Source organism: Candidatus Nitrosopumilus sp. SW (genome assembly GCF_006740685.1).
Taxonomy (GTDB): domain Archaea; phylum Thermoproteota; class Nitrososphaeria; order Nitrososphaerales; family Nitrosopumilaceae; genus Nitrosopumilus.
Genome location: NZ_CP035425.1, coordinates 718,351 through 732,394 on the forward strand (window position 1 = coordinate 718,351; position 14,044 = coordinate 732,394).

The window sequence follows — 14,044 nt, forward strand, 5'->3', positions numbered from 1 at the left end:
TTTAAAAAATATCATAATTGAGTAGATAAAATAATGAAAGTCACATCTTTGAACTCTGCATCAGTTTTGATAGAAGATGAAAATGTCAAAATTCTTTGTGATCCATGGCTAATTGGAGAAGAATATTTTGGGTCCTGGGGTATCTACCCACCATATGAATTCAAATCAGATATGTTTGAAGGTGTTGATTTTATCTACATTAGCCACATACATCCTGACCATTGTAGCAAAAAAACTCTTCAGAATCTTGACAAGAAAATTCCAGTTTTAATTCACAGATTTGTTGAAAAATCATTAAAATTCAAAATTGAAGAATTAGGATTCAAAGTAATTGAGCTTGAACATAATCTTAGAATTAGATTAAAAAATAACGTTTTCATAAATATTCTAGCAGCAGATAATTGCGATCCAAACATTTGTGGAAAATTAATGGGTTGTGGCTTATTAGAAACAAAATTTGGCACCACCCAAATTGACACGATGTCAATTATTGATAATGAAAAAGAAGTGATAGTAAATACAAATGATTGTCCATTACAAATTGCAAAAAATACAGCCAAATTAGTAAAAACACTATATCCAAAAATTGATCTGTTACTTGTAGGTTATGTTAAAGCATCTTCATACCCACAAACATTTGAACTTGAAATTGAAGATAAGGTGATAGAATCAGAAAAGAAGCAAGAGCAAAAATTGGAAACTACAAAAGATTTTATTAATTTGTTTGAGCCTAAATTCTACATCCCATTTGCAGGAAGATATACACTAACAGGTAAATTTAGTGAATTAAATAAATACAGAGGAGAACCAGAATTAGAATATGCATTTGAATGGTTAAGAAAAAATATTCCAGAAGAAAAACATAAAGGAATTATTTTAAATCATAATGAATTTTTTGATATTAGTAAAAATCAAATTTCAAAAAAATACGAACCAATAAACATAAAAGAAAAAGAAAATTTTGTAAAACATAATTTTTTGAAAAAATCATTTGATTACGAACAAGAACAAATTCCAGATATATCAGAATTATTAGAATTAATTCCAAAAGCTTATGAAAATTTTGAATTAGTTAGAAAAAAGATCGGGTGGATATCAAATACTGTGATTATTTTGCGATTGGATGTAAATAACAGTAGAAAAGATAATGATCCTATTGCCGTTGCCATATCATGTAACGGGGATGGAATTCAAACAATAAAGGATGAGAAAGATATTTTAAAATTTGAAAAATATTTACAAATGTCACTTGATTTAAGATTACTAAAATGGTTATTGTTAGGTCCAAAAAAAGCACATTGGAGTTTAGTAGATATTGGTTGTCATATAAAATACAAAAGAGTTCCAAATACATATGAGCGTGCATTGTACTATTGTTGGAATAGATTTTTTGTGTCTAAAAATGAGAAAAAGGCAGAGATAGCTAGTTTTAATTAAATAACAAATCTAATTCTCGTAAATGTCAGAATACAGGGGATATGAAGGAAATTCATTAGAATTTCTAAAGAAAAATCAAGTAATAGTTGGAGATTTTGTAAAAATTCTATCAGATATTACATATTCAGGCATAATTATGCCTAGATATGAGCATAGTGACGATAAACATATTGTTTTGAAATTAAAAAGCGGATATAATGTTGGATTAGAAATTGAAAAGATAGAAAAGATAGAGAAAATTCAATCTTCAGAAAATACTGTTGATGAACCTAAAAAAATAAACAAAGTTGAAGGATTGCCAAAAGTATTACTGCTTTCAACTGGAGGAACAATTGCAAGTAAAATAGACTATAGAACAGGGGCAGTCACACCAGTATTAACCGCTGAAGAATTAAACTCATCAGTTCCAGAACTTTCTAAAATTGCAAATATTGATGCAGAAGTTTTGTTGTCAGAATATTCTGAAAATATAATGCCAGAAAATTGGTTAGAGATCGCAAAAAAAATTAGTAATTATTCAGATTCAGATTACTCAGGAATCATTATTGCTCATGGAACTGATACAATGCATTACACATCATCGTTTCTTTCATTTGCATTAGCAGGGTTTCCAATTCCTATTGTTTTAGTTGGATCACAAAGATCATCAGACAGAGCATCATCGGATGCAGCACTAAATTTGATAGGAGCAACAAGATTCATCACAGAAAGCAAAACAAAAGGAGTGTACATTGTTATGCATAATGATGAAAATGATAACACAGTTGCATGTCATATTGGAACAAGAGTTAGAAAAAATCATACAAGTAAACGAGGGGCATTTCAAACAATAGGGGATAATCCAGCATTCATAATTGTAGAAGAAAAAATTCAAAAAAATATTTCTAAAGAATTCTATAAAACTCAAAAATTCCAACCAAAAATTAATCTAGATACAAAAATTGCTTTAGTAAAATATTATCCAGGATACGATCCTAAACTAATTGAACATATTATCGATGGCGGATACAAAGGAATAATCTTTGAAGGAACAGGATTAGGACATGTTGGAAGAGTAATGTATGATTCTATAAAAAAAGCTAATGAAAAAGGGATGTTTCTAGGTATGACATCACAATGCATTGATGGAAGAGTAAGAATGACAGTGTATGAAAGTGGCAGAGATCTTCTAAATTTAGGCATAATTCCACTAGAAAATATGCTTCCAGAGGTGGCTCTAGTAAAAGCAATGTGGGCACTTGGAAATACTCAGAATATAGAAGAGGTAAAAGAAATTATGCTTGATAACATTGCATCAGAAATGTCAATCTAGGAGAAAAAATGTCAGAATTTTCAATAGATGAGTTAGGAGTTAAAGTAGGACTGGAAATTCATCAGCAACTAGCTACAAATAAAAAATTATTTTGTAATTGTCCACCTATTGATACAGATGAATATTCTATAAAATTTCAAAGAAAGTTACGTGCTGCTAAGAGTGAATTAGGAGAATATGATCCTGCGGCATTATTTGAAAAATCAAAATCAAAAACTATAATGTATTTTGCAAATCCAGAAAGTAGTTGTCTTGTTGAACAAGATGAAGAACCACCACATGAGTTAGATGAAGATGCAAAGAAAATTTCTTTGGTAATCGCATCAGCACTACAATCAAAGATATTTAGAGAAATATATCCAATGAGAAAAACAGTGGTGGATGGATCAAATACTACAGGATTTCAACGAACAATGTTAATTTCACAAGGGGGTTCTTTTAATGTAGATAATAAAAAAATTGGAATTCAATCCATTTGTTTAGAAGAAGATGCAGCAAAGATTTTGGGAGAAGAGGGTTCAATTAAAAAATACGGTTTAGAACGCTTAGGAGTTCCTCTAGTTGAAATTGCTACTGAACCATTTGAAGTAAAACCACATGAAATTAAAAAAATTGCATTAGCATTAGGGAGAATTTTAAGGAGTACTAAAAAAGTAAAAAGAGGATTAGGTTCAATTCGACAAGATGTTAATGTTTCAATTAAAGATGGAAATGTTGTAATTGAGGTCAAAGGAGTTCAGCAGCTTGATCAATTAGAAAAAGTGGTAGAATATGAGGCTAAAAGACAACACGGATTACTAAAAATCTCAAAAAAATTACAGGGTATTGATTGGACTCATGATAATAAAGATCGTAAAGATGTAACAGATCTATTCAAAAAATGTAAATCAAAAATTATCCAAAATGCTATAAATAAAAATCAGAAAATATTTGGAATTTCATTTAGAAATATGGCAGACATGTTTGGATATTCACCATATGAAGGAATTAGATTAGGAAAAGAAGTAGCAGAACTAGTACGATTTTTTGGAATAGGAGGAGTTTTTCATTCTGATGAGTTACCAAATTACGGTGTTGAAAATAAAGACATTAATGATTTGAAAGAAACGTTGGAAATTAACGATAATGATGGATTTTTAATTTTGGCAGCTCCAGACGAGAAAATGGAGGTAGTTATAGATCAGATAGTTTTGAGAATTGAATACATCAGAAATGAAGGAATCCCAATCGACACACGATTAGCAACTCAAAGTGGAGAGACTAAATTTCTGAGACCAAGACCAGGTGCAGCAAGAATGTATCCTGAAACAGACATTCCCCCAATAATAATTTCAAAAACAGAATTAAGTAATGCAATAGAAAACATTCCCAAATCATGGGACGATTCAATTAAAGAATTACAAACAAAATATCAACTAAATCTTCAATTATCAGAACAACTTTTTGATTCAAATTATTTTGAGTTATTTGAAAATGTAGTTGTAAAAACCAAAGTGAATCCAACGTTTGTTGCATCAGTATTATGTTCAACTATAACAAATTTAGAGAGAAATGGATTAGATTCAAAATTATTAAAAGATGAAGAAATAACAAAAACATTTCAATTTTTAGAGGAAGGAAAAATTACTAAAGAATCAGTTGAAATTATTTTTGAGAATATTATGAATGGAAAGTCTCAAACAATAGAAGAGGCAATGAAAAATGCTTCAATTGAGGCGGTAGATGAATCAGAATTAGAGAGAATCTGTTACCAAGTTGTTGAAAATAACCAGGAAATTATAAAAAATCAAAAAGAAAGAGCAATCGGACCTCTAATGGGAATTGCAATGAAGGAGTTAAGAGGCAAAGCATCTGGAGAAACGATCAACAAACTTCTTTTAAAAAATATCAAAAATAAATTAGAAAATAACTAATTATGCGGGAAGTGGGATTTGAACCCACGAACTCCTAAAAGATAAGGATCTGAACCTTACGCCGTTGACCAGGCTGGGCGACTCCCGCATTGTAAATTTTTGAAATCTAGAATAAGTTTCTTTATTATACTGAAAGTGTAACATCTATCAATCCAAAATGAAAACTGAATTCAAAGAAGTTTATTGTATGAATTGTAAAAAAGTGTTAGGACGTTATAATGTTAAATTTTATGATGATGATAAAATTTCAGAGTTGTTTAAGACAACTCATTCTACTCATGTCAGAAAGGGGCATCAGATAAATATCAAAAAATTTGTAAAAGATTAATTTAGTTTTTGAATTACTTCTGAAAGATTTGAAATTCGGTAAATATTATTTTCAGTAAGGTGTTGATTCCAGGGTTGAGAGTATAGAATTACACTTTTGTTATTTTCTAGAAATTTTAATGCATTTAAAGGCGAATCGTCAATAAAAACATCATAATCTAAATCAGCTTTCATAGGACCATCAATTACTGAAACATAATTATCATAAGAGATATCGTGATATTCCAACCAATTCTTTACAAAAGAATCAGTGGAACGTTCTCTTGCAGTTACAATATCTACTTGACCAATATCAGAGAGATTTTTTGTAACTGATGATAGGTTTTCTTCAGTAGGAGGGATTGAAGTCCAATTTTTCCAACATGAGCTTAATTCAGAATAAAAGTCATAACGATTAATTTTAAATTTTTTCCAAAAATTCCAATCAGTAATTTCATGTTTTTGAATTTCCCGTCTAATTGAATTATTATAATTCAACCATGATTGAATAACATCAGCAAGTACACCATCAACATCTAAGGCGATCTTCATAGTTCATTAATCACTAGTTTGTTTAAATTCATCAAGTAGATTTTTTTGATGTTTGTTGAGTTTTTTAGGAATGTTTACTACAATTCGGACATATTGATCGCCCCTACCTCTGGAATTGATATGAGGTACACCTTTTCCTTTTAATTTGATAATTGTGTTTGGTTGACTTCCAGAATCAACTTTGATTTTTTCAGTTCCTTCCAAAGTTGGAACAACAACCTCACATCCTAATGCTGCATCAACCATTGAAACATCTTGATCATAGAAAATATCTTTCCCATCTCTGTTGAATTTTGAATGAGGTTGTACTCTAACTCTAACGATTAGATCACCATTAGAACCTCCAGGCACTTCATTTCCTTCATTTGGTACAGTATAATCACCTGAATCAATTCCAGGTGGAATATCAAATGTAACTTTTTTTGAGCCTTTTTTCTTTCCTTGACCGTTACAAACACTACAAGGAGTTTCAATAATTGAGCCTTGGCCCCTACACGAGGAACATGGTGCAGCAGTTACAAATGAAGCAAATCCCATGTTACGTGTTTGTCTTACTTGACCTTGTCCATTACACGAGGAACATGTCTTTTTATTGGTACCAGGTTTACAACCAGAACCACTACATGTATCACATTGGATTTGTTTTTGTAATTCAATTTCCATTTGTTTGCCATGTAAAACATCTTCTAATGTTACTGTTGTTTGATAAAGAATATCAGAGCCTCGTTCTTGACTAAATCCAAATCCTCCACCTCCACGACCAAAGATGGATTCAAAAATAGAATCAAATCCTCCACCTCCACGACCAAAAATATCACTAAAGTCACCACGTGCACCCTGAAAGATATCTTCACTGGAATATCTTCCATCTACACCTGCATGCCCATGTTGATCATATAGTTGTCTTTTTTCAGTATCAGAAAGAACGGCATATGCTTCAGAAATTTCTTTAAAATGTTCTCCAGCCTCAGCAGATTGATTTCTATCAGGATGAAACTTTAATGCTAATTTTCTATATTGTTTTTTAATTTCATCATTAGAAGATGATTTAGACACCCCTAAAACTTCATAATAATCTCGTTTTGCAGACATGAATCATTCCTTTATTCTAATTACTGTATAAATGGTTGAATTTTGGAAGTTAGTTAGTTTTTGTTTCGTCATTTGAAGAGGATTCTGTTGTTTGTCCATCAGCACCTTGTTGTCCATCAGCACCTTGTTGTCCATCAGCACCTTGTTGTCCATCAGCACCTTGTTGTCCATCAGCACCTGGGGGAGGAGTAGCATTTTTGTAAAGTTCTGTAGTTACTTCATTTACAATAGATTGTAATGCATCAAGTTTTGGCTTTAATTCTTCAGGTTCTTTATCTAAAACTTCTTTTACTTCTTTTACAGCATCAGTAATTTTAATTCCTTGTTCTTGAGAGATTTTATCTTTAAGATCATGATTGACTAATTTCTCAGTAGTGTAGATGTAACTTTCTGCTTCATTTTTAAGATCAATTTTTTCTTTCTTCTTTTTATCTTCCTCAGAGAATTTTTCTGCATCTTCTTTTAATTTTTCAATCTCTTCTTCAGATAGTTTTGTTTTTGTTTCAATAGTTATTTTTGCTTCTTTTTGAGTTCCAAGGTCTTTTGCAGTTACATTAATGATTCCATTTGCATCAATATCGAATTTTACTTCAATTTGAGGAACACCTCTTGGAGCAGGAGGTAAATCAGTAAGATTAAAGCTGCCCAAGGAGACATTATCTGTTGCCATAGGTCTTTCTCCTTGAACAACATGTATTGTTACAGCTGTTTGATTGTCAGCTGCAGTTGTAAACACCTTACTCTTTGAAGTTGGAATAGTCGTGTTTCTTTCAATAAGAGGTTCACGAACTCCTCCAAGTGTTTCGATACCCAGAGTTAATGGGGTTACATCAAGTAGAACAATATCACTTGTAACATCACCAGCAATAATTCCTGCTTGGATTGCTGCTCCCATGGCCACTGCTTCCATAGGATCAACTCCGGATTCAACCTCTTTTCCTATAACTTCACTAACAAATTTTTTGACTAATGGAATTCTTGTTGGACCACCAATCATTACTATTTTGTTAATATCAGAATTTGAGAGTTTTGCATCCTCAAGTGCTTTTTGAATAGAAGGTTTACAGCGTTCAACAATAGGTCCAATTAATTCATCAAGTTTAGATCTGGTTAATCTCAATTCAAGGTTCTTTGCACCTGATGATGGATCATGTGCAATAAAGGGTAGATTAACATCAGTCTCCATTACAGTAGATAATTCAATTTTTGCTTTTTCTGCGGCTTCTCTTATTCTTGTCATCGCAGTTGTGTCTTGAGAAAGATCAACTCCTTCTTTTTTCTTGAAATCATCAACAATGTAATCAATCAGAACTTTATCCATATCAGTTCCACCTAGTTGAGTATCACCTGAAGTACTCATTACTTCAAAAACACCACCACCCATTTCCATGATAGTGACATCTAAAGTACCACCACCAAAATCAAAAACAAGTATCTTCATGTCTTCTTTTGCTTTATCTAATCCAAATGCCAAAGATGCAGCAGTTGGTTCATTAATTATTCTAACAACTTCAAGACCTGCAATTGTTCCTGCGTCCTTTGTTGCTTGACGTTGGTTGTCATCAAAATATGCTGGAACTGTAATAACTGCTTTTTCTACAGATTCACCTACAAACGCTTCGGCATCTTTTTTTATTTTTTGTAGAATGAATGAGGAAATTTGTTGAGGTTTGTATTCTTTATCCTGAATTTTAAATGTATAGTCAGAACCCATTTTTCGTTTTGCGGCAATGATTGTGTTATCTGGATTTGTAACTGCTTGTCTTCTAGCAGGCTCACCAACTAGTAATTCTCCTTCTTTAGAGAAAGCGACTACTGATGGAAATGCCTTTCCAGCTGCAGTTTGACCTTCAGCTGCAGGAATAATTGTTGGTTTTCCACCCATCATGACTGCTGCTGCAGAGTTACTTGTTCCTAAATCGATACCTATTACTTTAGTCATTTTTAATTATCATCCTTTCTTTGAAATTTCTACTAATGTCGGTCTTATAACCCTCTTTTGAGAAATATATCCCTTCCTGATCTCTTTGGTAATTGTATTGTCATCTAAATCAGGATCAGTGATGACAGATATTGCTTCATGAAGATTTGGATCAAAGATTTCTCCTAATGCATTAATTGGAGACACATCATATTTTTTTAGTAATGAATCCATATTTTTTAAAATTGAATCAAGACCTTCAGTATTGATTTTGTTTTCAGAAAAAACATCTCTTGCACGAATGTAATCATCGTATATTTTTAGAAAATCCAATAGAAATTCATCTACTTTAGCATTGACACCGTTTTGAATATCAGACTGTGTTTTTCTAGAAAGATTTTGAAAATCTGCTAAAATGTGTTTTAATTTTTCTTCACATTCTGAAGTTTTTTGTTTTTCTGCATCTAATAATTCAGATAAGTTTTCTTTCATATGTTCTGACGATTCCAATTCCTCAACAGGCTTATCAGTTTCATTATCAGAAACAACATTTACAGGAATTTCATCAGATTCATTATCACGAGACAATTCAAACAGAATACTGGTTTAGCTAATTTATACCATTATTGTATTGTTTCACACAAAGGATTTGCTTTGACAATAATTAAATCAGAATCTTGTTTGGTTTTTTCAATATTTGTGAAATCAGATTTTGAACAAGTCACAACAATTGTTGTCTTATCACTATGAAATAGATCAAAGTTTGGATCTTCATATGCTTCTACATCACCAATGTAATCACGTAATCGTGAAGTCAAATTTTGAAGCATTTCAATTTTATCCCCACGCATTGAATGCTGATCAAGCGTCCAAGATAATGCAATTTTAGTTCTGCTAGCTTTAAGATCGTTTTTCTTTAATGTTGCACGTATTTCATCTATCAATCGTTTTATGTAACCATCAATTCCCTTAACACTTCCATTAATCAGATACATCAGTGTATTTGCTCCCTCAAAAGATGATCCTAAAGATTTTAGATCTAACAAACCACCAACCATATCATCAAGGAATATTTCTTGAAAATCATCTGAAGATAAATCATTCTTAGTAATTTCATCTTGTGCGTACTTACAAACTTCTAACACACTACACAAACTTGAAAATCTTGAGAGAATGTTAATTGCATGAAAATGCTCTGAAGATGAAATTGCAACAAAGTTTTTCTCTTTTTTCCCAGTAGTTAATAAATCAGACAATGTTGAATCTTTTTTGCCATTAAAAGAACCAACAATTTTTGGTTGCTGATCAGTACCCTCTAAAGGATAATAAAAATATGAAATATCTTTTCCAACTTCAAGTCCTGTAACATGTTCAAGTAAAGAAATATTTTCATTATTTCCACCAAACCCTGTCGGCAGTGTAAAAACAACAGAACTTTTTTTCTTTAAAGATGCCACTGCATCTTTAAATTTTGAATGAATTTCAGTTTTAATATCTTGACCAGTTTTTCTGATTCTAGGAGTGAAGAATAGGTATTGTGCTTTAGATATTGCCACATCAATTGGTTCCATAGCTAATAATGGTTCATCTTCTTTCAAGGATGAAACATTAGGATAAGTTTTAGCAATTTCTGCTTTTAGCGAAATTGCAGATGGTGTTGATTCATCAATTATGTAAACATCAGCTCCTTTAATGGCCATTTGTGATGCAATTGCATACCCCTCTGTACTTAGACCATAAACAACAACTTTTGTTCCCCCCATTCCACTAAAGCTTAGGATTAGACTAAGAAAAACTTATTGAACTAACTTCAGTTATGGAAATTACTTGAAAATATGGATAGATATTCTTACACCAAAACAATTATTGTTTTCTGAAGCAATTATTGAGAAATTAGGTAAAAAACACGAAATTCTTTGTACATCTAGAGAGTACGATGAAGTCACAAAATTAGCCAAAATACGTGGTTTTAGACTTGTTTTAGTTGGAAAACATGGAGGAGGAGAAAGAGGAACTAAGCTTAAGGCAAGTATTGACAGAATGGAAAAATTATCTAGTAAAATAAAGTCATTTTCACCAGATCTAGTGATTAGTTTTTGTTCACCGGAGGCAGCCAGGATTTCATTTGGGTTGGGAATTAAACATATTGCATTTTGTGATTCTCCACAAGCTAATGCAGTAATGCGATTAACACTACCATTAATTCAAAAATTACTTATTCCAAAAACCATATCTAAAGATGACTTTACAAAATTTGGAATAGATAAGAAAAACATTATTTCTTATAACGCAATAGATGCAGCTACAACTATCAAAAGGAAAATCAAAGGGAAGAAACAATTACCATTTGAAAATAAAAACAAAAATAATATTTTAATTAGAGTTGAAGAACAAGAAGCAGCTTATGTTTTAAAATCAAATAAAATAATTTCAATAATTAAAAACATCATTAATGATTATTCAGATCAGAATATTGTAATTTTGGGCAGATATTCACATCAGATAAAAAAAATACAAAAGATTGTAGGTAAAAAAGCCAAAGTCATAAAGATGTCATTTGATGGAAAAATATTATTAAACAACACAGATGTTTTCATCGGTTCTGGAGGAACAATGACAGCAGAATCAGCTTTAATGGGAGTTCCAACAATTTCATATAATGCAGTTCCAAATCCAATTGAAAGTTATTTAGTAAAAAAAGCATTAGTCAAAAGAGAAACAGATCCCAAAAAAATTAATAGACATATTTCTAGAATTTTTAAATCATCAAATAAAGTAAACCAGAACAGGGCAAAAAAAATTACAAATCAAATGGAAGACCCGGTTGAAAAATTAGTCAAGGTAATTAAAGATTGATCATTGTCATGTTGAAATAAAAAGTTCATTAAGGGAGTTAGCGTGCTCGATTTAGCAGCCCGATAGTGTAGAGGTCAAGCATATGGGCCTTTGGAGCCCGTGACGGCAGTTCGAATCTGCCTCGGGCTATTCTAAAAAACAACAAACTGTAACACGAATATAGCATGAAGTGTTTTTCTGAAAATAGGTACAATGTCAGATATAGTATTAGGCATGGGAGAAGTGGGGGAAACTCTATTTGGGTTACTGGATGAAAGAAATTTTGATTGTATTGGTATTGATATAGAATCTGCAAAATGTAAAAATTATTCACAAAATGATACAATTGAAAATCCAGAATATCTTCATGTTTGCTTACCAGGAGAATTAACAGATTTTGTAGAAATCACTATAAGTTGGATTCCAAAGTTAAAGGGTCTAAAAGCAATAGTTATCCATTCTACCGTAAGACCAGGAACTACAAAAAATATTCAAGAAAAATCCAATGTCCCAGTTTTATTTTCACCAGTTCGTGGCGTTCATAGAAGATTCTTAGATGACATCAAAAAATATACAAAATTCATTGCTTCAGATGATAATGAAATCAATCCTGAAATTAAGTCGGATTTAGAAAAGAGATTTCAAAAAGTTGATTGGATGTCAACTACAAAAACAGGTGAGCTTGCAAAGATTTTAGTTGACACATCATATTATGGATGGCTTATCAATTATGCACAAATAACAAAGATGATTTGTGAAAAAGAAGGCATAGATTTTGATGAAATGTGGAAATTTGCAGATGAGATACATGAAAACTTAGGAAACAGACCAAAAATGTATCCAGGGGTTATTGGAGGTCATTGTGTGATACCAAATTTGAGTTTAATTGAATATGAAAATCTAGATGTGATTAAAAAAATTAATGAAATGTACGAGAAATTTAAAAAATAATATTGATTTCTAAAAATCTAATTTAGTTAGAAGTTTTGATGCAATAACAAATAGTATTGAAGCAATTCCAACAAGTACAAACATTTCAATAATTACAAACTCAGTAATAGTTCCAAAAATTCCTGCTCTAATTACATCAACCAGATAAGTTAACGGATTTAGATAAAACGCAGTACGTAATGGTTCAGGGACGTTTTCTGCAGGATAAAATGCTGAACTAACAAATGCAAAAAATAGAAAAACAGTGTTAATTATTACATTGAATCCTTCACTAGAGCGTAATCTAGTTGAAATTATAGATGCTAGTGAACCAAATAAAACAGAGCCAGTAATGGCACCAAAAATAATCACAGGGATTGTAACTATTGAAAATTCTACAGACTCAAAAAAGACAGGATAGCCTACCAAAGCGATCAAAGAAGCACTAACTAAACCAATTATTCCTATAGTGCAAATATTACTAAGAATGTAATGACTTCTTGTAAATGGACCAGACATTATTTGTTCAAACATCCCATGTCTTCTATCATTCCAAATTATGATTCCTGAGACAAGCGTACTGTTCATTATGTTAAATCCAATCATACCAGATGCTAGAAATGCAGGATAATCAAGTTCCTTTGTACCAAAAGGTACATGTTGAATTAATGGAGCATAAGCAAAACCTGCAACAAAAATATAGATCAGAGGAAAAATTACTTGCCAAATTAAGAATCCCGGATTCAAAGAAATGGTAATGTTTCTATTTACAAGTCTAATTATTGGATGCATTTTCTCTCACCATTTTTAAGAATATTTCTTCAAGATTCGTAGGAACAGCAGATAAATCTTCTATCTCAATATTATTATCATTTAATATTTTCAAAACTTTTAACAAAACTAATTCAGATTGTTCAGAATGAATAACAATATTTGTACCAGATTCAAAATTTATTTTACAATCATCAATTCCATTGAGTAAATTAGAAATTTTAGAATTTTTTTCTAATAAATGAATTTTAATAGTTTTTTCTTTTCCAAATTTACTTTTTAATGCTTCAGGGGAATCAACAGTAACAATTTTCCCTTTATCAATAATTGCAATCTCATCACAAAGATATTCAGCTTCTGTTAAAATGTGAGTGGTGTAAAAAATTGTCAAACCTGTATTGACTTTATTTTTTAAATAATCTAACAGTTTTCTTCGAGCAGTAGGATCTAATCCTACTGTAGGTTCATCTAAAAATAGCAAGTCCATATCATGCATGAATTCTCGTGCAACTTGTACTCTTCTTCGTTGACCAATAGAAAGATCTTCATTTCTTTTTTTTCTAATTTCAACTAGATCAAAATCTTTCAAAAGTTGCTCCATTCTTTTTTTGCGTTCACTTTTTGTAACATTCCACATCATCCCGTACTTGTCAAGTGATTTTTCAACTGACAAAGTAGGTTCATAGCTTGGCTGTTGTAAAACTACCCCAATTTTGTGACGTACATCTAATGGGTTTTTGATTGCATCAATCCCCAATATTGTCAGAGAACCATTTGAAGGAGGAATGAGAGTGGTAAGTAATTTGATAGTAGTTGATTTTCCTGCTCCATTTGGGCCTAAAAATCCAAAAACCTGGCCAGGTTTTACGGATAAAACAATATCATCTACTGCTTTGATTGAACCATATGATTTTGATAAATGGCGAACCTCAATACAAGACATATTGAAACTGCGATCATACTACTAATTTAGTT

Annotated in this window: 13 protein-coding genes and 2 tRNA genes; 7 read left to right on the top strand and 8 right to left on the bottom strand. The window is 31.4% G+C overall.

Features of this window, described 5'->3' with window-relative positions; genetic code table 11:
• Nucleotides 1-33 precede the first annotated feature (33 nt).
• Genes Nisw_RS04430 through gatE form a run of 3 tightly spaced genes read left to right on the top strand, consistent with a single transcriptional unit; the run spans nucleotide 34 to nucleotide 4,662 of the window.
• Nucleotides 34-1,437, top strand: coding sequence for an MBL fold metallo-hydrolase (locus tag Nisw_RS04430; RefSeq protein ID WP_141976857.1), 1,404 nt, complete (start codon nucleotides 34-36; stop codon nucleotides 1,435-1,437).
• 22 nt (nucleotides 1,438-1,459) lie between these two features.
• The gene (gene gatD, locus Nisw_RS04435) at nucleotides 1,460-2,749 is read left to right on the top strand and encodes a Glu-tRNA(Gln) amidotransferase subunit GatD (RefSeq protein WP_141976859.1); all 1,290 of its coding nucleotides are present in this window, start codon (nucleotides 1,460-1,462) and stop codon (nucleotides 2,747-2,749) included.
• An 8-nt stretch (nucleotides 2,750-2,757) separates the two neighbouring features.
• Entirely contained in the window at nucleotides 2,758-4,662 is a 1,905-nt protein-coding gene (gene gatE / locus Nisw_RS04440; protein WP_141976861.1) for a Glu-tRNA(Gln) amidotransferase subunit GatE, read from the top strand.
• 3 nt (nucleotides 4,663-4,665) lie between these two features.
• On the opposite strand, the gene Nisw_RS04445 is transcribed toward gatE, so the two are convergent.
• Nucleotides 4,666-4,750 (bottom strand) — tRNA-Leu (locus Nisw_RS04445).
• 99 nt (nucleotides 4,751-4,849) lie between these two features.
• On the opposite strand from Nisw_RS04445, the gene Nisw_RS09150 reads away from it, so the two are divergent.
• Complete coding sequence (locus tag Nisw_RS09150; protein ID WP_185736693.1) at nucleotides 4,850-4,990, top strand: hypothetical protein; 141 nt, start codon at nucleotides 4,850-4,852, stop codon at nucleotides 4,988-4,990.
• Here the strand turns inward: Nisw_RS09150 and Nisw_RS04450 are convergent.
• Genes Nisw_RS04450 through Nisw_RS04470 form a run of 5 tightly spaced genes read right to left on the bottom strand, consistent with a single transcriptional unit; the run spans nucleotide 4,987 to nucleotide 10,296 of the window.
• A complete protein-coding gene (locus Nisw_RS04450) occupies nucleotides 4,987-5,520 on the bottom strand; it encodes a hypothetical protein (protein ID WP_141976863.1) in 534 nt (177 codons plus the stop codon). The two genes, Nisw_RS09150 and Nisw_RS04450, sit on opposite strands and share 4 nt — an antisense overlap.
• 6 nt (nucleotides 5,521-5,526) lie before the next feature.
• On the bottom strand, nucleotides 5,527-6,612 hold the full coding sequence (gene dnaJ, locus Nisw_RS04455) for a molecular chaperone DnaJ (protein WP_141976865.1): 1,086 nt from the start codon (nucleotides 6,610-6,612) through the stop codon (nucleotides 5,527-5,529).
• A gap of 49 nt (nucleotides 6,613-6,661) precedes the next feature.
• Nucleotides 6,662-8,554: a molecular chaperone DnaK gene (dnaK, locus tag Nisw_RS04460; protein WP_141976867.1), complete on the bottom strand. Its 1,893-nt coding sequence runs from the start codon at nucleotides 8,552-8,554 to the stop codon at nucleotides 6,662-6,664.
• A 9-nt stretch (nucleotides 8,555-8,563) separates the two neighbouring features.
• Nucleotides 8,564-9,121, bottom strand: coding sequence for a nucleotide exchange factor GrpE (locus tag Nisw_RS04465; protein ID WP_141976869.1), 558 nt, complete (start codon nucleotides 9,119-9,121; stop codon nucleotides 8,564-8,566).
• 35 nt (nucleotides 9,122-9,156) lie between these two features.
• Complete coding sequence (locus tag Nisw_RS04470) at nucleotides 9,157-10,296, bottom strand: hypothetical protein (RefSeq protein WP_141976871.1); 1,140 nt, start codon at nucleotides 10,294-10,296, stop codon at nucleotides 9,157-9,159.
• Nucleotides 10,297-10,360: 64 nt separating this feature from the next.
• On the opposite strand from Nisw_RS04470, the gene Nisw_RS04475 reads away from it, so the two are divergent.
• The 3 genes from Nisw_RS04475 (at nucleotide 10,361) to Nisw_RS04485 (ending at nucleotide 12,319) form a co-directional block, all read left to right on the top strand.
• Nucleotides 10,361-11,389, top strand: coding sequence for a DUF354 domain-containing protein (locus tag Nisw_RS04475; RefSeq protein ID WP_141976873.1), 1,029 nt, complete (start codon nucleotides 10,361-10,363; stop codon nucleotides 11,387-11,389).
• 56 nt (nucleotides 11,390-11,445) lie between these two features.
• Nucleotides 11,446-11,518, top strand: a tRNA-Gln gene (locus tag Nisw_RS04480).
• Between the two features lie 63 nt (nucleotides 11,519-11,581).
• The gene (locus Nisw_RS04485; RefSeq protein ID WP_141976875.1) at nucleotides 11,582-12,319 is read left to right on the top strand and encodes a GDP-mannose dehydrogenase; all 738 of its coding nucleotides are present in this window, start codon (nucleotides 11,582-11,584) and stop codon (nucleotides 12,317-12,319) included.
• Nucleotides 12,320-12,328: 9 nt separating this feature from the next.
• Here Nisw_RS04485 and Nisw_RS04490 read toward each other — a convergent pair whose 3' ends face one another.
• Nucleotides 12,329-13,090, bottom strand: coding sequence for an ABC transporter permease (locus Nisw_RS04490; RefSeq protein ID WP_141976877.1), 762 nt, complete (start codon nucleotides 13,088-13,090; stop codon nucleotides 12,329-12,331).
• A complete protein-coding gene (locus tag Nisw_RS04495; protein ID WP_141976879.1) occupies nucleotides 13,074-14,012 on the bottom strand; it encodes an ABC transporter ATP-binding protein in 939 nt (312 codons plus the stop codon). The genes Nisw_RS04490 and Nisw_RS04495 overlap by 17 nt, the downstream gene beginning before the upstream one ends.
• Between the last annotated feature and the right edge of the window lie 32 nt (nucleotides 14,013-14,044).